Annotated in this window: 21 protein-coding genes and 2 pseudogenes; 10 read left to right on the top strand and 13 right to left on the bottom strand. The window is 61.4% G+C overall.

The window, feature by feature from the left end; translation table 11 throughout:
- Positions 1-79: 79 nt before the first annotated feature.
- Complete coding sequence (locus tag AC1Q6Y_RS18855) at positions 80-520, bottom strand: GlcG/HbpS family heme-binding protein (protein WP_492624957.1); 441 nt, start codon at positions 518-520, stop codon at positions 80-82.
- 268 nt (positions 521-788) lie between these two features.
- Between AC1Q6Y_RS18855 and gcl the strand changes: the two genes are divergently transcribed.
- The 8 genes from gcl (at position 789) to AC1Q6Y_RS18815 (ending at position 10,372) form a co-directional block, all read left to right on the top strand.
- On the top strand, positions 789-2,564 hold the full coding sequence (gcl, locus tag AC1Q6Y_RS18850; RefSeq protein WP_057715848.1) for a glyoxylate carboligase: 1,776 nt from the start codon (positions 789-791) through the stop codon (positions 2,562-2,564).
- 131 nt (positions 2,565-2,695) lie between these two features.
- A complete protein-coding gene (gene hyi / locus AC1Q6Y_RS18845) occupies positions 2,696-3,478 on the top strand; it encodes a hydroxypyruvate isomerase (RefSeq protein ID WP_090453874.1) in 783 nt (260 codons plus the stop codon).
- 156 nt (positions 3,479-3,634) lie between these two features.
- On the top strand, positions 3,635-4,528 hold the full coding sequence (locus AC1Q6Y_RS18840; protein WP_057715850.1) for a 2-hydroxy-3-oxopropionate reductase: 894 nt from the start codon (positions 3,635-3,637) through the stop codon (positions 4,526-4,528).
- A gap of 162 nt (positions 4,529-4,690) precedes the next feature.
- On the top strand, positions 4,691-5,971 hold the full coding sequence (locus AC1Q6Y_RS18835; RefSeq protein ID WP_007971416.1) for a glycerate kinase type-2 family protein: 1,281 nt from the start codon (positions 4,691-4,693) through the stop codon (positions 5,969-5,971).
- Positions 5,961-7,376 carry a pyruvate kinase gene (pyk, locus tag AC1Q6Y_RS18830; RefSeq protein WP_090453871.1) on the top strand — a complete coding sequence of 472 codons (1,416 nt, stop codon included), beginning with the start codon at positions 5,961-5,963 and terminating at the stop codon, positions 7,374-7,376. The genes AC1Q6Y_RS18835 and pyk overlap by 11 nt, the downstream gene beginning before the upstream one ends.
- Before the next feature lie 145 nt (positions 7,377-7,521).
- Positions 7,522-8,436 carry an urea transporter gene (locus tag AC1Q6Y_RS18825; protein ID WP_090457776.1) on the top strand — a complete coding sequence of 305 codons (915 nt, stop codon included), beginning with the start codon at positions 7,522-7,524 and terminating at the stop codon, positions 8,434-8,436.
- A 21-nt stretch (positions 8,437-8,457) separates the two neighbouring features.
- Positions 8,458-9,282, top strand: coding sequence for an ion transporter (locus AC1Q6Y_RS18820; protein ID WP_492624956.1), 825 nt, complete (start codon positions 8,458-8,460; stop codon positions 9,280-9,282).
- Between the two features lie 91 nt (positions 9,283-9,373).
- Entirely contained in the window at positions 9,374-10,372 is a 999-nt protein-coding gene (locus AC1Q6Y_RS18815; RefSeq protein WP_102669706.1) for a sulfate ABC transporter substrate-binding protein, read from the top strand.
- A 129-nt stretch (positions 10,373-10,501) separates the two neighbouring features.
- Here AC1Q6Y_RS18815 and AC1Q6Y_RS18810 read toward each other — a convergent pair.
- Positions 10,502-10,597: pseudogene (locus tag AC1Q6Y_RS18810) on the bottom strand (hypothetical protein); the annotation flags it as partial.
- 169 nt (positions 10,598-10,766) lie between these two features.
- On the opposite strand from AC1Q6Y_RS18810, the gene AC1Q6Y_RS18805 reads away from it, so the two are divergent.
- Positions 10,767-11,972: an MFS transporter gene (locus AC1Q6Y_RS18805; RefSeq protein WP_150813444.1), complete on the top strand. Its 1,206-nt coding sequence runs from the start codon at positions 10,767-10,769 to the stop codon at positions 11,970-11,972.
- 60 nt (positions 11,973-12,032) lie between these two features.
- Positions 12,033-12,317, top strand: a pseudogene (locus tag AC1Q6Y_RS18800) (LysR substrate-binding domain-containing protein); the annotation flags it as partial.
- A gap of 14 nt (positions 12,318-12,331) precedes the next feature.
- Here the strand turns inward: AC1Q6Y_RS18800 and phnN are convergent.
- From phnN to ccmA, 11 genes are all read right to left on the bottom strand, one after another.
- Complete coding sequence (gene phnN / locus AC1Q6Y_RS18795; protein WP_349735928.1) at positions 12,332-12,883, bottom strand: phosphonate metabolism protein/1,5-bisphosphokinase (PRPP-forming) PhnN; 552 nt, start codon at positions 12,881-12,883, stop codon at positions 12,332-12,334.
- Positions 12,884-13,406: 523 nt separating this feature from the next.
- Complete coding sequence (locus AC1Q6Y_RS18790; RefSeq protein ID WP_079246789.1) at positions 13,407-13,814, bottom strand: hypothetical protein; 408 nt, start codon at positions 13,812-13,814, stop codon at positions 13,407-13,409.
- A gap of 14 nt (positions 13,815-13,828) precedes the next feature.
- Positions 13,829-15,031: a c-type cytochrome biogenesis protein CcmI gene (ccmI, locus tag AC1Q6Y_RS18785; protein WP_340315072.1), complete on the bottom strand. Its 1,203-nt coding sequence runs from the start codon at positions 15,029-15,031 to the stop codon at positions 13,829-13,831.
- Entirely contained in the window at positions 15,024-15,497 is a 474-nt protein-coding gene (locus AC1Q6Y_RS18780; protein WP_218497131.1) for a cytochrome c-type biogenesis protein, read from the bottom strand. The genes ccmI and AC1Q6Y_RS18780 overlap by 8 nt, the downstream gene beginning before the upstream one ends.
- The gene (locus AC1Q6Y_RS18775; RefSeq protein WP_218497129.1) at positions 15,494-16,030 is read right to left on the bottom strand and encodes a DsbE family thiol:disulfide interchange protein; all 537 of its coding nucleotides are present in this window, start codon (positions 16,028-16,030) and stop codon (positions 15,494-15,496) included. The genes AC1Q6Y_RS18780 and AC1Q6Y_RS18775 overlap by 4 nt, the downstream gene beginning before the upstream one ends.
- Positions 16,027-18,015 (bottom strand): heme lyase CcmF/NrfE family subunit, encoded by a 1,989-nt coding sequence (locus tag AC1Q6Y_RS18770; RefSeq protein WP_154910947.1) that lies wholly within the window; start codon positions 18,013-18,015, stop codon positions 16,027-16,029. Before AC1Q6Y_RS18770 ends, AC1Q6Y_RS18775 begins: the two co-directional genes overlap by 4 nt.
- Before the next feature lie 3 nt (positions 18,016-18,018).
- Positions 18,019-18,474: a cytochrome c maturation protein CcmE gene (gene ccmE, locus AC1Q6Y_RS18765; protein WP_008052305.1), complete on the bottom strand. Its 456-nt coding sequence runs from the start codon at positions 18,472-18,474 to the stop codon at positions 18,019-18,021.
- A complete protein-coding gene (ccmD, locus tag AC1Q6Y_RS18760) occupies positions 18,471-18,647 on the bottom strand; it encodes a heme exporter protein CcmD (RefSeq protein WP_057715863.1) in 177 nt (58 codons plus the stop codon). Before ccmD ends, ccmE begins: the two co-directional genes overlap by 4 nt.
- The gene (locus AC1Q6Y_RS18755; protein WP_057715864.1) at positions 18,644-19,399 is read right to left on the bottom strand and encodes a heme ABC transporter permease; all 756 of its coding nucleotides are present in this window, start codon (positions 19,397-19,399) and stop codon (positions 18,644-18,646) included. Before AC1Q6Y_RS18755 ends, ccmD begins: the two co-directional genes overlap by 4 nt.
- 73 nt (positions 19,400-19,472) lie before the next feature.
- Entirely contained in the window at positions 19,473-20,141 is a 669-nt protein-coding gene (gene ccmB, locus AC1Q6Y_RS18750; protein WP_007983326.1) for a heme exporter protein CcmB, read from the bottom strand.
- A complete protein-coding gene (gene ccmA, locus AC1Q6Y_RS18745; RefSeq protein ID WP_429521398.1) occupies positions 20,138-20,773 on the bottom strand; it encodes a cytochrome c biogenesis heme-transporting ATPase CcmA in 636 nt (211 codons plus the stop codon). The genes ccmB and ccmA overlap by 4 nt, the downstream gene beginning before the upstream one ends.
- Positions 20,774-20,946 lie beyond the last annotated feature (173 nt).

The raw sequence follows: 20,946 nt of genomic DNA, 5'->3' as shown, positions 1-20,946 counted from the left end.
AGACAGCTAGAAAGCTGTTTTCATCCGTAAGGCGCTTTCGCGAGCAAGCCCGCGAAAGCGGTAAATCAGACGCCGAAGATCAACCAGCCACCCCCGCATCCGCCCTCAGCCCCTGCCCCTCGATCGCGCGGATCGCACATTGTTCGTCAACATCTGACAGATCCCCGCTGATGCCCACCGCCCCCAGCACAGTCCCGTCCTGATCCCGAACCAGCACGCCGCCCGGCACCGGGACGACGCTGCCCTGCCCCAGGCTATTGAGCGCGGCGAAGAACGCCGGGCGTTGTTGCGCGTCCTGTGCCAGCAGGCGTGAGCCCTTGCCCAGGGAGATCGCGCCCCAGGCCTTGCCGATGGCTATCTGCGGGCGCAGCAGGCTGGCGCCGTCTTCCCGCTGCAGCGTTATCAGGTGCCCGCCGGCATCCAGTACTGCAACGGTCAATGGCGCGGCAGAGATTGCCCGCCCCGCGGTGATGGCCTGATCGACCAGGTTGACTGCGACTTTCAAGGTTAAAGCGCTCATGGTGCCGTCCTCATTTTGTTTTTCGGAAAGTCGGTGGACTGCGCCGTTGTGCCGCAGCCCGATGCAACAAATAGAACACAATGAATTATTTTTTTGTATACAATAATCATCGAAAGGCGCCACATGCGACGAAAAGCCACAGCAGAACCGGCTTCCGACGAATGAAACAAGCGCTTGAGAAAATGGATTGACCTGCGCCGTCCGCCGTGAATACACTCTGCGCAAAGCCACTTGTATACAATTACAAAACGTAAAGAGGCACAAAACCATGAGCAAAATGAGAGCAATCGAAGCCGCCGTTCTGGTGATGCGCCGTGAAGGGGTCGATACCGCTTTTGGCATCCCGGGTGCCGCCATCAACCCGCTGTACTCCGCCCTGCAAAAGGTCGGCGGCATCGATCACGTACTCGCTCGCCACGTTGAAGGCGCCTCGCACATGGCCGAGGGCTACACCCGCACCAAGGCCGGCAACATCGGCGTGTGCATCGGCACTTCCGGCCCTGCCGGTACCGACATGGTCACCGGGCTCTACAGCGCCTCGGCCGACTCCATTCCAATCCTCTGCATCACAGGGCAAGCACCCCGCGCCCGTATGCACAAGGAAGACTTCCAGGCTGTCGATATCACCACCATCGTCAAGCCAGTCACCAAGTGGTCGACCACCGTCATGGAACCGGGCCAGGTGCCTTACGCGTTCCAGAAAGCTTTCTATGAAATGCGCTCCGGCCGTCCGGGCCCGGTGCTGATCGACCTGCCGTTCGACGTGCAGATGGCCGAAATCGAATTCGACATCGACGCCTACCAGCCACTGCCATTGGCCAAGCCGAGCGCTACCCGCGTCCAGGTTGAAAAGGCCTTGGCCATGCTGGATCAAGCCGAGCGTCCATTGCTGGTGGCCGGTGGCGGCATCATCAATGCCGATGCCGCCGATCTGCTGGTGGAGTTCGCCGAACTGACCGGTATTCCAGTGATCCCGACCCTGATGGGCTGGGGCGCCATCCCGGACGATCACCCGTTGATGGTGGGCATGGTTGGCTTGCAGACGTCGCACCGCTACGGCAACGCCACCATGCTCAAGTCCGACGTGGTTCTGGGCGTAGGCAACCGCTGGGCCAACCGTCACACCGGTTCCGTTGACGTGTACACCGAAGGCCGCAAGTTCATTCACGTTGATATCGAACCGACCCAGATCGGCCGCGTGTTCACCCCGGACCTGGGTATCGTTTCCGACGCTGCCGCCGCGCTGACCGTGTTCATCGAAGTCGCTCGCGAATGGCAAGCCGCCGGCAAGCTGAAGAACCGCAGCGCCTGGTTGCAAGACTGCCAGCAGCGTAAAGCCAGCCTGCAGCGCAAGACTCACTTCGACAACGTGCCGGTCAAGCCGCAACGCGTTTACGAAGAAATGAACCAGGTGTTCGGCAAAGACACCTGCTACGTCAGCACCATCGGTCTGTCGCAGATTGCCGGCGCGCAGTTCCTGCACGTCTACAAGCCTCGTCACTGGATCAACTGCGGTCAGGCAGGCCCTCTGGGCTGGACCATTCCGGCAGCACTGGGCGTGGTCAAGGCTGATCCGAACCGTAAAGTCGTGGCCCTGTCGGGGGACTATGACTTCCAGTTCATGATCGAAGAATTGGCAGTGGGCGCGCAGTTCAAGCTGCCGTACATTCATGTGGTGGTAAACAACTCGTACCTGGGTCTGATCCGTCAGGCGCAGCGCGGTTTCGACATGGATTACTGCGTACAGCTGTCGTTCGACAACCTGAACGCGCCGGAACTCAACGGCTACGGTGTGGACCACGTCGCAGTTGCCGAAGGCCTGGGCTGCAAGGCACTGCGTGTGTTCGAACCGGCTCAGATCCAGCCTGCCCTGCGCAAGGCCCAGGAGCTGATCGAAGAGTTCAAGGTTCCGGTGATCGTCGAGATCATCCTGGAGCGCGTGACCAACATTTCCATGGGTACCGAGATCAACGCCGTCAACGAATTCGAAGACCTGGCGCTGGTCGGCGACGACGCACCGACTGCGATTTCGTTGCTTGATTGATCACCCCCCCTGTGGGAGCGAGCTTGCTCGCGATGAGTCCGGCACATTCAACATCTATGTTGACTGACACACCGCTATCGCGAGCAAGCTCGCTCCTACAAGGGGCCTACACACATTTACAGGAGACCACCATGCCGCGTTTCGCAGCCAACCTGTCCATGCTGTTCACCGAACAGGACTTTCTTGCCCGTTTCGAAGCGGCCGCCAAAGCCGGCTTCAGTGGTGTCGAATACCTGTTCCCGTACGACTTCAGCTCCGCCGAAATCAAGGCCCAGCTCGACGCCAACGGTCTGACCCAAGTGCTGTTCAATCTGCCAGCCGGCGACTGGGCCAAGGGCGAGCGCGGTATCGCCTGCCTGCCGGACCGGGTCGAAGAGTTCCGTGCCGGTGTCGACCTGGCCATCGCTTACGCGCAAGTGCTGGGCAACACCCAGGTCAACTGCCTGGCCGGTATTCGTCCGCAGGGCTTTGACGATGCCACCGTGGAGAAAACCTTCGTCGCCAACCTCAAGTACGCGGCCGACAAGCTGCAAGCGGCGGGCATCAAACTGGTGATGGAAGCGATCAACACCCGTGACATTCCAGGTTTCTACCTGAACAACACGGCGCAAGCCCTGTCGATTCGCGAGCAGGTCGGCAGCGCCAACCTGTTCCTGCAATACGACATCTATCACATGCAAATCATGGAAGGCGATCTGGCCCGCACCCTGCAATCGCACCTGGGCGAGATCAACCACGTGCAGCTCGCGGACAACCCGGGGCGCAACGAACCAGGCACCGGTGAAATCAACTACCGCTTCCTGTTCGAACACCTGGACCGCATCGGTTACCAGGGCTGGGTCGGTTGCGAATACAAGCCGCTGACCACCACCGAAGCGGGCCTGGGCTGGCTCAAGACCCATAACGCAATCTGATGTAGATCCCTGTGGGAGCGAGCTTGCTCGCGATAGCGGTGGGACAGTCGACATCGATGCTGAATGTTATGGCCCCATCGCGAGCAAGCTCGCTCCCACAAAGAGCAGTACTCCCCTATTTGCTTGAAGCAGCAATAAAAACAAGAGGATTTTCTCATGGCTAAAATCGGATTTATCGGCACCGGCATCATGGGCCACCCAATGGCGTTGAACCTGCAGAAAGCCGGTCACAGCCTGTTCCTGTCGGCCCACCACGACCCTGCGCCTGCCGACCTGGTCGCCGCTGGCGCCGTTGCCCTGGCGAACCCGAAGGAAGTCGCCCAGGAAGCCGAATTCATCATCGTCATGGTGCCGGATACCCCACAGGTCGATGACGTGCTGTTCCGCGCTGATGGCGTTGCCGCCGGTGTTGGCAAAGGCAAAGTGGTGATCGACATGAGCTCGATCTCGCCGACCGCCACCAAGGCTTTCGCAGCAAAGATCAACGAAAAAGGCGCGCAATACCTCGACGCCCCGGTCTCCGGCGGTGAAGTCGGCGCCAAGGCTGCGACCCTGAGCATCATGGTCGGCGGCGATGCCGACGCCTTCGAGCGCGCCCTGCCACTGTTCCAGGCCATGGGCAAGAACATCACCTTGGTCGGCGGCAACGGCGACGGTCAAACCGCCAAGGTGGCCAACCAGATCATCGTGGCCCTGAACATCCAGGCCGTGGCTGAAGCCCTGCTGTTCGCTTCGAAAAACGGTGCCGATCCGGCCAAGGTGCGTGAAGCACTGATGGGCGGTTTCGCGTCCTCCAAGATCCTCGAAGTGCATGGCGAGCGCATGATCAAGGGCACCTTCGATCCAGGCTTCCGCATCAGCCTGCACCAGAAGGACCTGAACCTGGCCCTGCAAGGCGCCAAGGAGCTGAACATCAACCTGCCGAACACCGCCAACACCCAGCAAGTGTTCAGCACCTGCGCGGCCATCGGTGGCAGCAACTGGGACCACTCGGCGCTGATCAAGGGCCTGGAACACATGGCGAACTTCTCGATTCGCGACAAGAAGTAAGCCCCTGCCCGAAACTGCATCAAACCTGTGGGAGCGAGCTTGCTCGCGATGAGGCCCTGACTATCAACATCCATGTTGACTGACACACCGCTATCGCGAGCAAGCTCGCTCCCACAGGAACCCGAGTTGCCCTTCAAATAACAAGAATTCCGGGAGCCCGCCATGTCGGTCGATCCGCAACAATTGCTGCGCGAGCTGTTTGCCACAGCCATCGATGCGGCGCATCCGCAACAAGTCCTCGAAGCCCATTTGCCTGCCGACCGCAGCGGCCGCGTGATCGTCATTGGCGCCGGCAAAGCCGCAGCCGCCATGGCCCAAGTGGTCGAGCGCTGCTGGCAGGGTGAAGTGTCCGGCCTGGTGGTGACCCGCTACGGTCACGGCGCACCTTGCGAAAAAATCGAAGTGGTCGAAGCCGCACATCCGGTACCGGACGCTGCAGGTCTGGCGGTGGCCAAGCGTGTGCTGGAACTGGTCAGCGACCTGAACGAATCCGACCGCGTGATCTTCCTGCTCTCCGGCGGTGGCTCTGCCCTGCTGGCACTGCCGGCCGAAGGCATCACCCTGGCCGACAAGCAGTCGATCAACAAAGCCCTGCTCAAGTCCGGCGCCACCATCGGCGAGATGAACTGCGTGCGCAAGCACCTCTCGGCGATCAAGGGTGGGCGTTTGGGCAAAGCCTGCTGGCCTGCCACGGTTTATACCTATGCGATTTCCGATGTGCCGGGCGACCTCGCCACGGTCATCGCCTCCGGCCCTACCGTGGCCGACCCGAGCACGTCGGCCGAAGCGCTGGCGATCCTAAAACGCTACGCCATCGAGGTTCCGGCTTCGGTGCGCACCTGGCTGCAAAGCCCCGAATCGGAAACCGTCAAACCCGGCGACCCGAGCCTGGCACGCAGTCATTTCCAGTTGATCGCCCGCCCGCAGCAATCCCTTGAAGCGGCGGCGGTGAAATGCCGTCAGGCCGGGTTCAGTCCGCTGATCCTCGGCGACCTTGAAGGCGAATCCCGCGAGGTGGCGAAAGTCCACGCCGGCATCGCACGGCAGATCGTCCTGCACGGTCAGCCGCTGGCGGCGCCCTGCGTGATTCTCTCTGGCGGTGAAACCACCGTCACCGTGCGCGGCAATGGCCGTGGCGGGCGCAATGCCGAGTTCCTGCTCAGCCTGACCGACAGCCTCAAGGGCCTGCCCGGCGTCTATGCGCTGGCCGGTGACACCGACGGCATCGACGGTTCCGAAGACAACGCCGGCGCGATCATGACCCCGGACAGCTACGCCCGCGCCGCGGCAAAGGGCCTGAGCGCCAGCGACGAGTTGGATAACAACAACGGTTACGGCTACTTCGAGGCGCTGGACGCCCTGATCGTCACCGAGCCGACCCGTACCAACGTCAACGACTTCCGCGCCATTCTGATCCTTGAGAGCACTAAACATGACGCCTGATAAAAAGGTCAAAATCCTCGCCACGCTCGGCCCGGCCATCGACGGCATCGATGCCATCCGTGAACTGGTGCTGGCCGGGGTCAACATCTTCCGCCTGAACTTCAGCCATGGCGATCATGCTGACCACGCCCAGCGTTTCCAGTGGATTCGTGAAGTCGAGCGTCAGCTCAATTATCCATTGGGCATCCTGATGGACCTGCAAGGCCCGAAACTGCGGGTCGGCAAGTTCGCCGAAGGCAAGGTGCAACTGGTTCGCGGCCAGGCCTTGCGCCTGGACCTCGATGCCACGCCGGGCGATGAGCGCCGGGTCAACCTGCCCCACCCGGAAATCATCGCCGCGCTGGAGCCGGGCATGGACCTGCTGCTGGACGATGGCAAGTTGCGTCTGCGGGTGGTGACCAAGTACGCCGACGCCATCGACACCACCGTGCTCAATGGCGGCGAACTGTCGGACCGCAAAGGCGTGAACGTACCGCAAGCGGTGCTCGACCTGAGCCCGCTGACCGCCAAGGATCGCCGTGACTTGGCCTTCGGTCTGGAGTTGGGTGTGGACTGGGTGGCGCTGTCGTTCGTGCAACGTCCCGATGACATCCGCGAAGCCCGTACCCTGATCGGCGACAAGGCCTTCCTGATGGCCAAGATCGAGAAGCCCTCGGCCGTCGAGCAACTGCGCGAGATCGCCGAATTGAGCGACGCGATCATGGTCGCCCGGGGTGACCTGGGTGTGGAAGTGCCGGCCGAAAGCGTGCCGCAGATCCAGAAGAACATCATCAGCACCTGCCGCCAGCTCGGCAAACCGGTGGTGGTCGCCACTCAGATGCTGGAGTCGATGCGCTTCTCACCCGCGCCAACCCGCGCCGAAGTCACCGATGTGGCCAACGCCGTGGCCGAAGGTGCGGACGCGGTGATGCTGTCGGCGGAAACCGCATCCGGCGAATACCCGCTCGAAGCCGTGCAGATGATGAGCAAGATCATCCGCCAGGTGGAAAACGGTCCGGACTATCAGACTCAACTGGACGTCAGCCGGCCGAAAGCCGAGGCGACTGTTTCCGATGCGATCAGCTGCGCCATTCGCCGTATCAGCAACGTGCTGCCGGTGGCGGTGCTGGTCAACTACAGCGAGTCCGGTGCGTCGAGCCTGCGTGCGGCGCGGGAGCGGCCGACGGTGCCGATCCTCAACCTGACACCGAACCTGCAGACCGCCCGTCGCCTGAGCGTGGCGTGGGGTGTGCACTCGGTGGTCAACGACCGCCTGCGTCAGGTCGATGAAGTCTGCTCGACGGCACTGGAAATTGCCCAGGCCCAGGGCATGGCGCAGCGTGGCGACACACTGCTGATCACCGCAGGTGTGCCCTTTGGCCAGCCGGGGTCGACTAACTCTCTGCGTATCGAGACATTGATCTAGCGCCTGTACCGGCCTTATCGCGAGCAAGCTCGCTCCCACATTGGTTTTGTGTCGTTCACGGAACCAAGACTGAACAAAGATTCAGTGTGTGAGCGAGCTTGCTCGCGATGCAGGCAACCCGGTCCCACTGACTTTCAGACCTGCCATGCCTGCCAACCATTTCAACACCCACTGCCCCGACTGGGCCGAAGCCTTGCTCAACGGCTTCAGCCAGATCTTTCTCCAGCGCAATCCGCTGTGCGGCCTGCTGTGCGTCCTGGCCATTTTGTTCACGGCGCCCGCCTTGCTCGGCGGCGCCTTGCTCGGTGGTGTCGCCGGGCTGCTCACTGCGCAACGCCGCAACTATGCCAAGGCTGATCGTCAGGCCGGGTTGTTCAGCTACAACGGCGTGCTGCTCGGACTGTTACTGAGCCTGTATTTCCCCTGGTCGGCGATGATGCCGCCACTGATTCTGGCCGCCGGTGGCCTGAGCGCGATGGTCACCCAACAGTGGCTCAAGCGCGTCCGGTTCAGCCAATACCTGCCGGCCTACACCGCGCCCTTCGTTGGGCTGGGCTGGTTGCTGCTGTGCTTCGCCACGCCCTCGACAGAGCCGCATTTGATCGAAGTCAGCACCCTGAACATGCTCGCCGCGCCACTCAAAGGCCTCGGCCAGGTGATGTTCCTCGGTCATCCGCTGGCCGGTGCGATGATTGCCGCCGGTTTGCTGATCGCTGATCGCCGCGCATTCTGCTGGGCGTTGCTGGCCTCAGTCGCGGGCATGGGCTGGAGCCTGCTGAACCACGACTTCTATACCGCACTGCTCGGCCTCGGTGGCTATAACGCCGTGCTGGCCGCCCTCGCCTTCAGCTCCCAGCGTCGCCAACCGTGGCTGCCGCTGGTTGGCATCGGCCTGGCGCTGTTGCTGACGCCGCTGTTTGCCGCCATCGGTCTGCCCACGCTGACCGCGCCGTTCATTCTTGCCGGCTGGCTGATTCGCAGTGTTATTCAAATGCTCGGCAAAGCCACAGTCGAAAGCGCGCCTTGCGCTCCCGGGGAGAATCAACCTAGGCTGCGCTGATTTGCGGCCAAGGCGATGTGCATGATCAGCAACGACACGTGGCGAAATCGCCTGTACGTGATTATTTTCCAGACCGACACCGTCGCCGGTCGACGCTTCGACTCCACCCTGCTGCTGATCATCTTCGCCAGCCTGGTAGTCGTGATCCTGGACAGCATCGATGACGTTCACCAGCACTACGCCAGCCTGCTGGCGTACATCGAGTGGGGCTTCACGGTTATCTTCCTCGGCGAGTACATCCTGCGCCTGTACTGCTCGCCCAGGCCCCTGCGCTACGCCTTCAGTTTCTATGGGCTGGTGGACCTGCTGGCCATCGTGCCCGGCATCCTCGCGCTGTACTACAGCGATGCCCAGTACCTGCTGATCATCCGGGTGATCCGGATGCTGCGGATCTTCCGCGTGCTCAAGCTCGGCCCGTACCTCAAGCAAGCTCATTACCTGCTCGATGCCCTGCGTGGCAGCAAGCAGAAGATCCTTGTGTTCCTGCTCAGCGTCTGCACCCTGGTGACGGTGTTCGGCACCCTGATGTATGTGGTCGAGGGCCCGCAACATGGCTTCACCAGCATTCCCAAGGGCATTTACTGGGCTATCGTGACGTTGACCACCGTCGGTTACGGCGACATCGTGCCCAAGACCGCACTGGGTCAGGTCATCTCGTCGATGGTGATGATCACCGGTTACTCGATCATCGCCGTGCCCACCGGGATCTTCACCGCCGAACTGGCCACGGCCATGCGTGGTGGCCAGTTGCAGCACCACTGCCCGGTGTGCGCCAAGGACAGCCATGAGCCGGAGGCGTCGTTCTGTTCCCGTTGCGGTAATGCGCTATTCAGGAAACGGGAATAAGCAAAGAGCTTTTTAATCTTTAAAGGACTATACGAGCCCAGTTATAGTCGCTGGCAAATTGCCCCACTTTTAATAGAACAAGGAATGCGCAGTGAAAAAACTCTTTGGCGCCTCGCTTATCGCCGCTGGCCTGGCCCTGGGCAACATCGCCCAGGCTGCACCGACCCTGCTCAACGTTTCCTACGACGTGATGCGCGATTTCTACAAGGACTACAACACTGCGTTCCAGAAACACTGGCAAGCCGAGCATAACGAAAACATCACCCTGCAAATGTCCTTCGGCGGCTCCAGCAAACAGGCGCGTTCGGTCATCGACGGCTTGCCGGCCGACGTCATCACCATGAACATGGCCACCGACATCAACGCCCTGGCGGACAATGGCAAACTGGTCCCGGACAACTGGGTCACGCGCCTGCCGAACAACAGCGCGCCGTTCACCTCGGCCACCGTGTTCATCGTGCGCAAGGGCAACCCGAAAGCCCTGAAAGACTGGCCGGACCTGCTCAAGGACGGCGTTCAGGTCATCGTGCCAAACCCGAAAACCTCCGGTAACGGTCGCTATACCTACCTCTCGGCCTGGGGCTACGTGCTGAAAAACGGCGGCGACGAGAACAAGGCCAAAGACTTCGTCGGCAAACTGTTCAAGCAAGCGCCGGTGCTGGATACCGGTGGCCGCGCCGCGACGACTACTTTCATGACCAACCAGATCGGCGACGTGCTGGTGACCTTTGAAAACGAAGCGGAAATGATCGCCCGCGAGTTCGGCCGTGATCAGTTCGAAGTCATCTACCCAAGCGTTTCCGCCGAAGCCGAGCCACCGGTGTCGGTGGTCGACAAGACCGTCGACAAAAAAGGCACCCGTGCAGCGGCCGAGGAATACCTGAAGTACTTGTGGTCGCCGGAAGGTCAGGAAATTGCCGCGGCAAACTACCTGCGCCCGCGTGACCCAGCCGTGTTGGCCAAGTACACCGACCGTTTCCCGAAAGTAGACTTCCTGTCGGTCGAGAAGACCTTCGGCGACTGGCGCACCGTGCAGAAGACCCACTTCAATGATGGCGGGGTTTTCGACCAGATCTACAGCGGCAAGTAATCGACTGAAACACTGCAACTTCTATGGGAGCGAGCTTGCTCGCGATGACAATTGAACAGTCAGCATCGTCGTTGACTGCCATTACGCTATCGTGAGCAAGCTCGCTCCCACAGGTTCTGCGACATCCCGCTACATCGGCGGCGTCACGCCATCCTTGCCCGCCGAAATGGATTGGGCGGTGAGCGTGCCGTCAGCGCCCTGCGTCACAAAGGTCACGATCTTCACGAACAAGATGTAAGTGAATGTATCATTCACCCTCGATGTTCTGACGCAAGACACACACGTTCATCAGTCATTCCGCAATGGAATGATTGCTATCACTCCAATCCCACTTCCGCCGTTTCAGTCAGCCCATTAGCCTGCGCGCATTCCTTTCCGTACAGCGAGACCCATTATGAACCCAGCGACCCAGGTGTCCCATGGCACCGCGACAATGACCCGAGGCATGGTGCTGCTGTTCGCCTTCTGCTGCGGCGCCATTGTCGCCAATATCTACTACGCCCAGCCGATCATCGGCCTGATCGCGCCGGACATTGGCCTGACCAACACCATGGCCAGCCTGATCGTTTCCTTGACTCAGATCGGCTATGCGCTGGGACTGTTTTTCCTGGTGCCGCTGGGGGATCTGCTGGAGAACCGCCGGTTGATGATCATCACCACGCTGGTGGCAATTGTCAGCCTGCTAGGTGCGGCGTTTACCGACCAGCCGAACGTGTTTTTGCTGATTTCGCTGTTGGTGGGCTTCAGTTCGGTTTCGGTGCAAATCCTGATTCCGTTGGCCGCGCACCTGGCACCGGAAGAAACCCGTGGTCGTGTGGTGGGCGGGATCATGGGTGGGTTGTTGCTCGGCATTCTGCTGGCCCGACCGGTGTCCAGCGTGGTGGCCGACCACTTTGGCTGGCGGGCGATGTTTGTGATTGCCGCAGTGTTGATGGCGGCCATCAGCATCGTGCTGGCCGTGACCATTCCCAAGCGTGAGCCTGATCACAGCGCGTCCTATGGCCAGTTGCTGGGCTCTCTGTGGACGCTATTGCGCAAGCAACCGGTCCTGCGCCAGCGTGCGTTTTACCAGGGCTGCATGTTTGCCACCTTCAGCCTGTTCTGGACCGCCGTGCCGCTGGAACTGGCGCGCAATCACGGTTTGTCGCAAAGCGAGATCGCGATCTTCGCCCTGGTCGGGGCCATCGGCGCCATTGCTGCCCCGATCGCCGGTCGCCTGGCCGATGCCGGTCACACCCGCATCGCGTCATTACTGGCCCTGCTGTTTGCCAGCCTGAGTTTCATGCCGGCGTTTATCCATCCGGTCTACAGTGTCATCGGCCTGGCGGTGACCGGCGTGGTGCTCGACTTCTGCGTGCAGATGAACATGGTCCTCGGCCAGCGTGCGGTCTACGCCCTCGACGGCAAAAGCCGCAGCCGCCTGAATGCGCTGTACATGACCAGCATATTCATCGGCGGCGCCTTCGGCTCTTCGGTGGCCAGCGCGGTGTACGAACACGGCGGCTGGTTGTGGATCGTGATCGTCGGCAGCGCTTTTCCGCTGTTGGCGTTGTTGCGGTTCTTGAGTGTTTCGCAGAAGGCTTCGCTGGCGACGGCGTAAGCCTCAAAACCCGGTCGGATCGCCGCCCGGAGCAGGCTCGCTCCCACAGTGGATCGGCCGTTCAACAAGGCCGGAGAGGAGCAATCGGTCATCGTCAGCGGCCGGATCCGCGTCAATGCCGCCGAAGGCCTGCGAGAAGCCGTGCTGGCCCACCAAGGGCTGGCCATGGCCTCGCAATGGATGTTTGCGCCGGAACTGGCCGACGGTTCGGTTCGGGAAGTGATGAAGGACTGGGCACTGCCGGACCTGGATTTGTGGACGGTTTTCCCTACAGGGAGAATGGCCAGCGCCAACGCTCGGGCATTCGTGGAGTATGTGCAGGGGTTGTTGGCCTGGAAGGCCTGACAGGCAGCCGGGAGTTACTCGTCAATGCAAACCAGCAACCGTTCGACCGTTTGCTCAAGCGGCCCTGAGTTGTCGAGCAAGTGCACGGCCGGGTCCTCCGCCAGCAATTGCTCGCAGAATCGGGCATTGCGTGCCAACCGCTGATCGATCTCGATCGGCGATTCCCGCCCGCGTTCCAGCAAGCGCTGGCGCAGTACTGCCTGATCCACAGTCAACAACAGCACCAACGCGTTCGGATAGCGCTGGCGCGTGTTCTGCAAATGCCCTCGAGAGCCATTGATCAGCACATCCTGCCCGGCGGCCAGCCAATCGTCGATTTCCCGCGGGATGCCATAGGACAACCCGTTGGCGTGCCAGCTCAGGGCAAACGCGCCCTGGGCCTCCATTTCGGAGAACTGCTGTTCACTGACGCCCAGCGCCGCTTCGCCAACGGCTTCTGCCGAACGCGTGATGACCCGCCGCACGACGCGGCAGCCTCGTTCGGCCAACCGTGTACGCGCGGCATCCAGCAGGCTGTCCTTGCCCGAACCTGAAGGCCCGATGAGATAGATCAACCTGCCCGCCATCAAACCACCCTCTTCATTTTTCGACCTGTTTGCCGGCCCCACGGCAGACCGTCCTGATTGCGCTTGCGCCAGATCAGCCCGCAGGCCCGGCGTATGATCCATCACCGACACCGGTTGCACCAGCGGGTTTTCCAGCGGGTCTCGGTATACGCCAAGGGTGTCCTCGCAGTGCATTGACGCCTCGGCGCGGGCGAGTCCATCCAATTACGGCGGGTTACTTGGCAAATCCCCAAGTAACCAAGGGCTCTTGCCCCTCACGTTCGGCCTCTCGAGGGGGCAAGAAGATCAAAAGCCAAAGCAAAAGCGAGGCAGCCTACTGGCCGGCCTCATCGCAATTGAACGCGTTCCCCCTGTAGGAGCGAGCTTGCTCGCGAAAAACGCCGGGACACCGCGGGGATTCAAACAGCCCGCGTTATCGTTGACGTCCATCGCGAGCAAGCTCGCTCCCACAGAATTCAGCAGTGACCCACCAATCACATTCCGGCAGGCACAAAAAAGGCGACCCGAAGGTCGCCTTTTTGCGTTACTGCCCGAATTTCCGCCCCAGGCCACCCGGTACACCCTGGATGTCAGTATCTTCCCACGGCCCTTGCGGACTAATCGACCGACTCCAACCATTATCCCAGCGGTAATAGGTACGTTGGCGATAAAAGGTATTGGGCTGGTCATCAAGCACATACACCCCAAGCTTCGGATCCCAATGGCTATTGCCCCCCGGTGGTGGCGCGAAGCTGGCAGAAGTGCGTGGCAACGGCTTGGAGGGTTTGGCCGGGATGGTCGGCTTGCTCGGTACAGGCGACGTCGATGGCGTGGGGCTGGGCTGCGACGGCGGGAACGGTGGTGGTGCCTGATGTTCCGTTGGTTGCTGGACCGCACAAGCGCTTAACCCCAAAACAGCGCTGAGCAGGGCAATACGAGCAATGGCGGTCATGGTGGCGTTTCCTGTTATTTATCCGGGCTGTCGATGGTCAGTGTCTGCGGCGCGGTGGTGCTGCTGGCCAGGGGCTGGCTGCGACCAATCCATTCGCCGGCGGTCGGTTTGCCGGCACGGGAAATGCGCGCAACCAATTGGACTTCAGGGAAGTTCGACAGTTTCAATTGCGGCATCATTGCGTCGGCGTCGCCCAGTTCGACGGTCACCGGCAGGTCGGCCACGGTCATGCGCTTGACCGCCAGCGGGGCCGGAGGACCGGAGATCGCACGAGCGAAGATGAACACGCTGTCGCCAGGCTGGACCTTGGATTTGAGGTCCGCGGCCAGATCGACACTGACCTTGAGCAACGCCGAGGCCTTTGCCGCCGGTGCTTGTGCAACCTTGCCGCCACTGGCCACCAGCTTTTCCGTGGCCCGGGTAATTCCGCCTTGCAGCGCCTCGCGGGACTTGTCCTCCGGCGGCAGCTGCGCCAACAGGCGATTCCAGTAATCGATGGCGTCCTGATAACGCTCGCTTTCAAACGCGGCAATGCCAAGCAAGCCAAGGCTGGTGACTTCTTTCGGATCGGTCTTGAGCGCTTCGTCGGTCAGGGCCTGGACCTTGTCCGACCACTTCTTGCCATCGGCGAAGTACTGGGCCTGGGCCCATTGACCGAGCAACTCGGGCTGGCGACCGGCCAGGCTCACGGTGCGTTCGAACATTTTCGCCGCGTCCGCCGGGCGATCCTGAGCCATGTAGGTGCGACCGAGGAAATACATGCCTTCAGCGGAATCCGGTTGAGCGGCGACCGCACGTTCCAGGCGCCGCGTCATCTCTTCCATCGACTGGGGTGCCTGGGAGAATTCTCGGGTCAGTTCGACCTTGTCGCTGGCACCGAAATGCAGATACAGGCCCAGGCCCAGCACCGGCACCAGAATGGCCGCCAGCAACGGCAAGGGTTTGCCCAGACGCGACACCCGTGGCGCTTCAGCGCCTTCGGTGTCCGCCAGCAACTCACGGGCAGCTTCGGCGCGACCGGCGTCCATTTGCGCGGCATCGAGCACGCCCTCTTCCTGCTGAGTCTGCAACTCAGCCACGCGCTCCTGATACAGCGCGACGTTCAGGGCGGTACGATCCTCTTCGCGCTGGGCGCGACGGCTGCGCAGCACCGGGATCAACAGAAAACTCAGGGCAACCAGAAGCAGCAGACCTGCAGCGAGCCAGAAATCAATCATTCTTGGTTTTATCCAACAGGTGGTCGAGGCGCGAGCGCTCCTCGGCAGAAAGCGAGTCCGGGGTGCCGGCGCGTTGCACGCGACGACGGCGGACGATCACCGCGATGATCACGACACCGCCCAGCAGCAGGCCGGCGGGGCCAAACCAGAGCAAGGCGGTCTTGGCGTTCAGCGCAGGCTTGTAGCGGACGAAATCACCGTAGCGATCGACCATGAAGTCGATGATCTGCTGGTTGTCCTTGCCCTCGCCGAGCATGCGGAAAATCTCTTTGCGCAGGTCGGCGGCAATCGGTGCGTTGGAATCGGCGATGTCCTGATTCTGGCACTTGGGGCAACGCAGCTCCTTGGTCAACTCGCGGAAACGCTCGCGGTCTTCTTCCTTGGCGAACTCGTAGGTGTCGATGGCCGCGTGGGCCACGCCCGCCAGGCTCAAGCCCAGGACAACGGCAGCGAACCAGCGCTTCATGGCTTGGCCTCGTCGACCAGCGCCTGGTACTTGCCCGCCAGTTTTTCACGCCAGACCTGCTCGTCGATCACGCCGACGAACTTGTCACGGATGATGCCCTTGGCGTCGATGAAGAAGGTTTCCGGTGCGCCATACACGCCGAGGTTCAGGCCCAGCGAGCCTTCGTCGTCACGAATGTCCAGCGCATACGGGTTGTGGAAGTCCTTCAGCCACTTCAAGGCATCAACGTTGACGTCCTTGTAGTTGATGCCGTAGATCACCACGCCCTGCTGGGCCAGTTTGTTCAACACCGGGTGCTCGACCCGGCAGGAAATGCACCAGGTGCCCCAGACGTTGACCAGCGCCGGTTTGCCCAGAATGTCAGCGCGGGTCAGGGTCTTGTCGCCCTGCACCGACGGCAGGGAAAACTCCGGGAACGGCTTGTTGATCATGGCCGAAGGCAGCTCGGCCGGATCCAGGTACAACCCACGGTAAAGGAATACAGCGACCACCAGAAAAATCGCCAGTGGCAGCAACATCAACCAACGCTTCATGCAGTGGCTCCCGACATGCCCAGTGCTTCGCGCACGCGGCTCTTGACCTTGACCCGATAACGCCGATCCAGCGCCGCCAGCAACCCGCCTGCGCCTGTCAGCAAGCCGCCGAACCAGATCCAGCGCACGAACGGCTTGACGTGCACACGCACGGCCCAGGCGCCGTTACCCAGTGGTTCACCGAGGGCGACATAGAGGTCGCGGGTGAAACCGGCGTCGATGCCCGCTTCGGTCATCACCGAGTTCTGCACGGTATAGAGGCGTTTTTCCGGGTGCAGCACGCTGATCTCCTTGCCGTTGCGGATCACCCGCACGGTGCCCTTGTCGGAGGTGAAGTTCGGGCCTTCGAAGTGTTTGGCGCCTTCGAAGACGAACTGATAGCCGCCCAGGTCCATGGATTCGCCGGGTGCCAGGCGCAGGTCGCGCTCGGCACTGTTCTGGCTCGACAGCACGACACCCAGCGCACACACCGCAATACCCAGGTGCGCGACCTGCATGCCCCAGTAGCTGCGGGTCAGGGTTGGCAGTCCTTTGATCAGGCCTTTGTGGCGAGTCTTGTCGAAGATGTCACGCACGCCGGCCAGCAACACCCAGGCAGCGAGCATGAAGGTCGCGAGCACGGCCCAGTTGAAATCGCCGTAGGCGATGCCGGCCACTACGGCCAGCGCGGCACTGCCGAGCAGGACCGGGGTGAGCATGCTTACCAGCCATTTCACCGGAGTGTCTTTCCAGCGCACGATCACGCCGACCGCCATCACCACCATCAGCAATGCCATCAACGGAATGAACAGCGCGTTGAAGTATGGCGGACCGACGGACAGCTTGGCACCGGTCATGGCGTCCAGAATCAGCGGATACAAGGTGCCGAGCAGAATCATCGACGCGGCCACCACCAGCACCAGGTTGTTACCCAACAGCAGGGTTTCCCGGGACCAGAGGTTGAAGCCCACCTGGCTCTTGACCACCGGCGCGCGCAGGGCGAACAGCGTCAGCGAACCACCGACCACGAACAGCAGGAAAATCAGGATGAACACCCCGCGCTCCGGGTCGGACGCAAAGGCGTGCACCGAGGTCAGCACGCCGGAACGCACGAGGAAGGTGCCCAGCAGACTCAAGGAGAATGCGGCGATGGCCAGCAACACGGTCCAGCTTTTGAACACGCCACGTTTTTCCGTGACCGCCAACGAGTGAATCAGTGCGGTGCCCACCAGCCATGGCATGAACGAGGCGTTTTCCACCGGGTCCCAGAACCACCAGCCACCCCAGCCGAGTTCGTAGTACGCCCACCACGAACCGAGGGTGATGCCGATGCCGAGGAACGCCCAGGCCACGATGGTCCACGGACGCGACCAGCGCGCCCAGGCGGCGTCCAGGCGACCGCCCATCAGCGCGGCGATGGCGAAGGCGAAGGCCACCGAGAAGCCGACGTAGCCCATGTACAGCATCGGCGGGTGAACGATCAGGCCGATGTCTTGCAGCAGCGGGTTGAGGTCGGCACCGTCGGTGGGCATTTGCGGCAGGATGCGCTTGAACGGGTTGGAGGTCATGATCAGGAACAACAGGAAACCGGTGCTGATCATGCCCATCACCGCCAGCACGCGAGCCAGCATGACCTGCGGCAATTGCCGGGAAAACACCGATACCGCAAAGGTCCAGCCGCCAAGAATCAAGGCCCACAACAGCAGGGAACCTTCGTGGGCACCCCACACGGCGCTGAACTTGTAGTACCACGGCAAGGCACTGTTGGAGTTGTTGGCCACATAGGCCACGGAGAAATCGTCGACCATGAAGGCGTAGGTCAGGCAACCGAAGGCGAACAGCAAGAACGCGAACTGTCCCCACGCGGCCGGCTGGGCCAGGCTCATCCAGAAGCGGTCACCGCGCCAGGCACCAACCAATGGCACCACGGCCTGAACCAGCGCGAAACACAGCGCCAGGATCATGGCCAGGTGGCCCAATTCGGGAATGAAGATTCCAGCTGTCATCAGTTAGCCCTCTTTCGCGGGAGTGGGTGCCGACTGGCCGCTGTCTTTCAACGCCTTGGTCACTTCCGGCGGCATGTACTTTTCATCGTGCTTGGCCAGCACTTCATCGGCCACCACCACACCATCGGCATTGAGCTTGCCCAAGGCGACGATGCCCTGCCCTTCGCGGAACAGGTCCGGCAGGATGCCGCGATAAGTGATGGTCACGGACTTGTTGAAGTCGGTGACGACAAACTTCACGTCCAGCGAGTCGCCGGAACGCTGCAAGGAACCGGCCTCGACCATGCCGCCGGCACGGATACGCGTGTCCTGCGGGGCTTCGCCGTTGGCGATCTGGGTCGGTGTGTAAAACAGGTTGATGTTCTGCTGCAGGGCGCTCAGGGCCAGGCCAACGGCAGCGCCGACCCCGACCAGGATCGCGAGAATGATGATAAGACGCTTTTTACGCAGCGGATTCACTTGCCGTTCTCCCGGCGCAGACGGCGCGCCTCTTGTTGCAGATACCGCTTGCGGGCCAGGATCGGCGCCGCCACGTTGAGGGCCAATACCGCCAGGCAGATGCCATAGGCTGACCAGACATACAGGCCATGATGACCCATGGCGACGAAGTCGCCGAATGAAGCAAAACTCATCGAGCGACCTCCAGGCTGTTTTCGACTTCGGTTTTGACCCAACTGGCCCGGGCTTCGCGCTTGAGCACTTCAAGACGCATGCGCAGCAGCAGGACCGCGCCGAAGAAACAGTAGAAACCCAGCGCCGTCAGCAGCAGTGGCAGCCACATCTCGGCTGGCATCGCCGGTTTTTCGGTGAGGGTGAAGGTCGCGCCCTGGTGCAGGGTGTTCCACCACTCCACCGAGTACTTGATGATCGGGATGTTGATCACACCAACGATCGCCAGCACCGCACAGGCCTTGGCCGCGCTGTCACGATTGCTGATGGCGTTGCCCAATGCAATGAGACCGAAGTACAGGAACAGCAGGATAAGCATGGACGTAAGGCGTGCATCCCAGACCCACCACGAGCCCCAGGTCGGCTTGCCCCAGATCGCCCCGGTGACCAGCGCCACGGCGGTCATCCAGGCGCCGATGGGCGCCGCGCATTGCAGGGCGACGTCGGCCAGTTTCATCTTCCACACAAGGCCGACGATGCCGCACACGGCCAGCATCACGTAGATGGACTGCGCCAGCATGGCGGCCGGAACGTGGATATAGATGATGCGGAAGCTGTTGCCCTGCTGGTAGTCCGGCGGCGCGAAGGCCAGGCCCCAGACCACGCCAACGCTGATCAGCAGCAACGCCGCGACGCTCAGCCAGGGCAGCATTCTGCCGCTGATGCCGTAAAACCATTTGGGCGAGCCGAGTTTGTGAAACCACGTCCAGTTCATACTGTTTCCATCACGGTTGCTCTTTACTGTGAAGAGCCTGGGCCTTTACTGATCAAATTTTGACCAGACCTCATTATTCGCCGACGCTGATCTTCAAGCCAGCGGCTATTGCAAAAGGTGTCAGGGTTATCGCCAAGGCGGTCAGGCTGCCAAGCCATAGGAGATAACCGGTCGCCGGCATTCCCTGCAAGGCCGCCTGCAAGGCGCCACTGCCAAGGATCAATACCGGGATGTACAACGGCAGAATCAGCAGTGCCAGCAACAGGCCACCGCGCTTCAAGCCCACCGTCAGCGCCGCACCCACCGCACCGAGCAGGCTCAGTACCGGTGTACCGAGCAGCAACGAAAGCAGCAACACCGGCAGACAGGCGGCAGGCAAACCGAGCATCAGCGCCAGCAAGGGTGCGAGCAAAACCAGTGCCAGACCGGAAAAAGCCCAGTGTGCCAGCACTTTGGCCAAAACCAGAAGAGGCAGGGGGTGCGGCGAAAGGACCCACTGCTCAAGGGATCCGTCTTCGAAATCACTGCGGAAAAGCCCGTCCAGCGAGAGCAGAACCGATAAAAGTGCCGCGACCCAGACCAACCCCGGAGACAAGGTTTGCAACAATTGAGACTCGGGGCCGACCGCCAACGGGAACAGGGAAACGACGATGGCGAAGAACACCAGCGGATTGGCCAGTTCAGCCGGACGGCGAAACAGCAGACGAGCCTCGCGGGCGACCAGCAGGCCGAAAACACTCATACGGCCCAGCTCCCCAGATCGATGTCGCGATAACCGGCCGGCATCCGGCTCAGCGTGTGGTGGGTGGTCAACACCACCATGCCGCCGCGTTCGCAGTGGCCGGCCAGGTGTTCTTCCAGTTGAGCCACGCCCTGCTTGTCGAGGGCGGTAAAGGGTTCATCGAGGATCCACAGCGGCGGACTGTCCAGATACAGGCGCGCCAGGGCAACGCGCCGCTGTTGTCCGGCGGACAACGTATGACAGGGAACATCCTCGAATCCGCGCAGCCCGACCGCGGCCAGCGCCTGCCAGATCGCCGCATGGGTCGCCGGATGATGCAAGGCGCACAGCCAGCTCAGGTTCTCTTCCGGCGTCAGCAAATCCTTGATCCCGGCCGCATGGCCGATCCACAGCAGGTTGCGCGCCAGCTCACCGCGTTGTTCATTCAGCGGCTGGCCATTGAGCAGCACTTGACCGGCGGTCGGCTGCATCAGCCCCGAGAGCAGACGCAACAGGCTGGTCTTGCCGCTGCCGTTGGGGCCGCTGATTTGCATCATTTCGCCACTGGCCAGTCTCAAATCGAGATTTTCGAAGAGCAGCCGAAGGTCTCGCTCACAGGCAAGGGCAACGGTTTGCAGGACAGGACTGGTCAAGGGATCACGGGCCTTATACGGTTCAAGTCGGCTCTGGCGCGGCCGTTAAAGAGATGCAGCATAGATGCATTGGCGTCTTGTTCTAGAGAGCTGCGTCAAACAATTGCAAAGTTTTCGCCATTATTGGATACAACGGCGCGGCATTATACATGCCATACCTTACTCTAAAGAGT

It is taken from the genome of Pseudomonas sp. GW823-FHT06E10 (assembly GCF_058794995.1).
Note: the sequence above shows the minus strand (reverse complement) of the source record. Positions and strands in the feature narration are given on the sequence as shown.

Excerpts from the sequence above, each read along its gene's own strand:
- AC1Q6Y_RS18840 (WP_057715850.1), top strand. The coding sequence starts at position 3,635 with ATGGCTAAAATCGGATTTATCGGCACCGGCATCATGGGCCACCCAATG.
- ccmI (WP_340315072.1), bottom strand. The coding sequence starts at position 15,031 with ATGATTGATTTCTGGCTCGCTGCAGGTCTGCTGCTTCTGGTTGCCCTG.
- AC1Q6Y_RS18755 (WP_057715864.1), bottom strand. The coding sequence starts at position 19,399 with ATGAACTGGACGTGGTTTCACAAACTCGGCTCGCCCAAATGGTTTTAC.
- ccmB (WP_007983326.1), bottom strand. The coding sequence starts at position 20,141 with ATGAGTGTTTTCGGCCTGCTGGTCGCCCGCGAGGCTCGTCTGCTGTTT.
- phnN (WP_349735928.1), bottom strand. The coding sequence starts at position 12,883 with ATGGCGGGCAGGTTGATCTATCTCATCGGGCCTTCAGGTTCGGGCAAG.
- AC1Q6Y_RS18805 (WP_150813444.1), top strand. The coding sequence starts at position 10,767 with ATGAACCCAGCGACCCAGGTGTCCCATGGCACCGCGACAATGACCCGA.
- AC1Q6Y_RS18780 (WP_218497131.1), bottom strand. The coding sequence starts at position 15,497 with ATGAAGCGCTGGTTCGCTGCCGTTGTCCTGGGCTTGAGCCTGGCGGGC.
- AC1Q6Y_RS18770 (WP_154910947.1), bottom strand. The coding sequence starts at position 18,015 with ATGACAGCTGGAATCTTCATTCCCGAATTGGGCCACCTGGCCATGATC.
- pyk (WP_090453871.1), top strand. The coding sequence starts at position 5,961 with ATGACGCCTGATAAAAAGGTCAAAATCCTCGCCACGCTCGGCCCGGCC.
- ccmD (WP_057715863.1), bottom strand. The coding sequence starts at position 18,647 with ATGAGTTTTGCTTCATTCGGCGACTTCGTCGCCATGGGTCATCATGGC.
- AC1Q6Y_RS18855 (WP_492624957.1), bottom strand. The coding sequence starts at position 520 with ATGAGCGCTTTAACCTTGAAAGTCGCAGTCAACCTGGTCGATCAGGCC.
- AC1Q6Y_RS18825 (WP_090457776.1), top strand. The coding sequence starts at position 7,522 with ATGCCTGCCAACCATTTCAACACCCACTGCCCCGACTGGGCCGAAGCC.
- hyi (WP_090453874.1), top strand. The coding sequence starts at position 2,696 with ATGCCGCGTTTCGCAGCCAACCTGTCCATGCTGTTCACCGAACAGGAC.
- AC1Q6Y_RS18790 (WP_079246789.1), bottom strand. The coding sequence starts at position 13,814 with ATGACCGCCATTGCTCGTATTGCCCTGCTCAGCGCTGTTTTGGGGTTA.
- AC1Q6Y_RS18820 (WP_492624956.1), top strand. The coding sequence starts at position 8,458 with ATGATCAGCAACGACACGTGGCGAAATCGCCTGTACGTGATTATTTTC.
- AC1Q6Y_RS18835 (WP_007971416.1), top strand. The coding sequence starts at position 4,691 with ATGTCGGTCGATCCGCAACAATTGCTGCGCGAGCTGTTTGCCACAGCC.
- gcl (WP_057715848.1), top strand. The coding sequence starts at position 789 with ATGAGCAAAATGAGAGCAATCGAAGCCGCCGTTCTGGTGATGCGCCGT.
- AC1Q6Y_RS18775 (WP_218497129.1), bottom strand. The coding sequence starts at position 16,030 with ATGAAGCGTTGGTTGATGTTGCTGCCACTGGCGATTTTTCTGGTGGTC.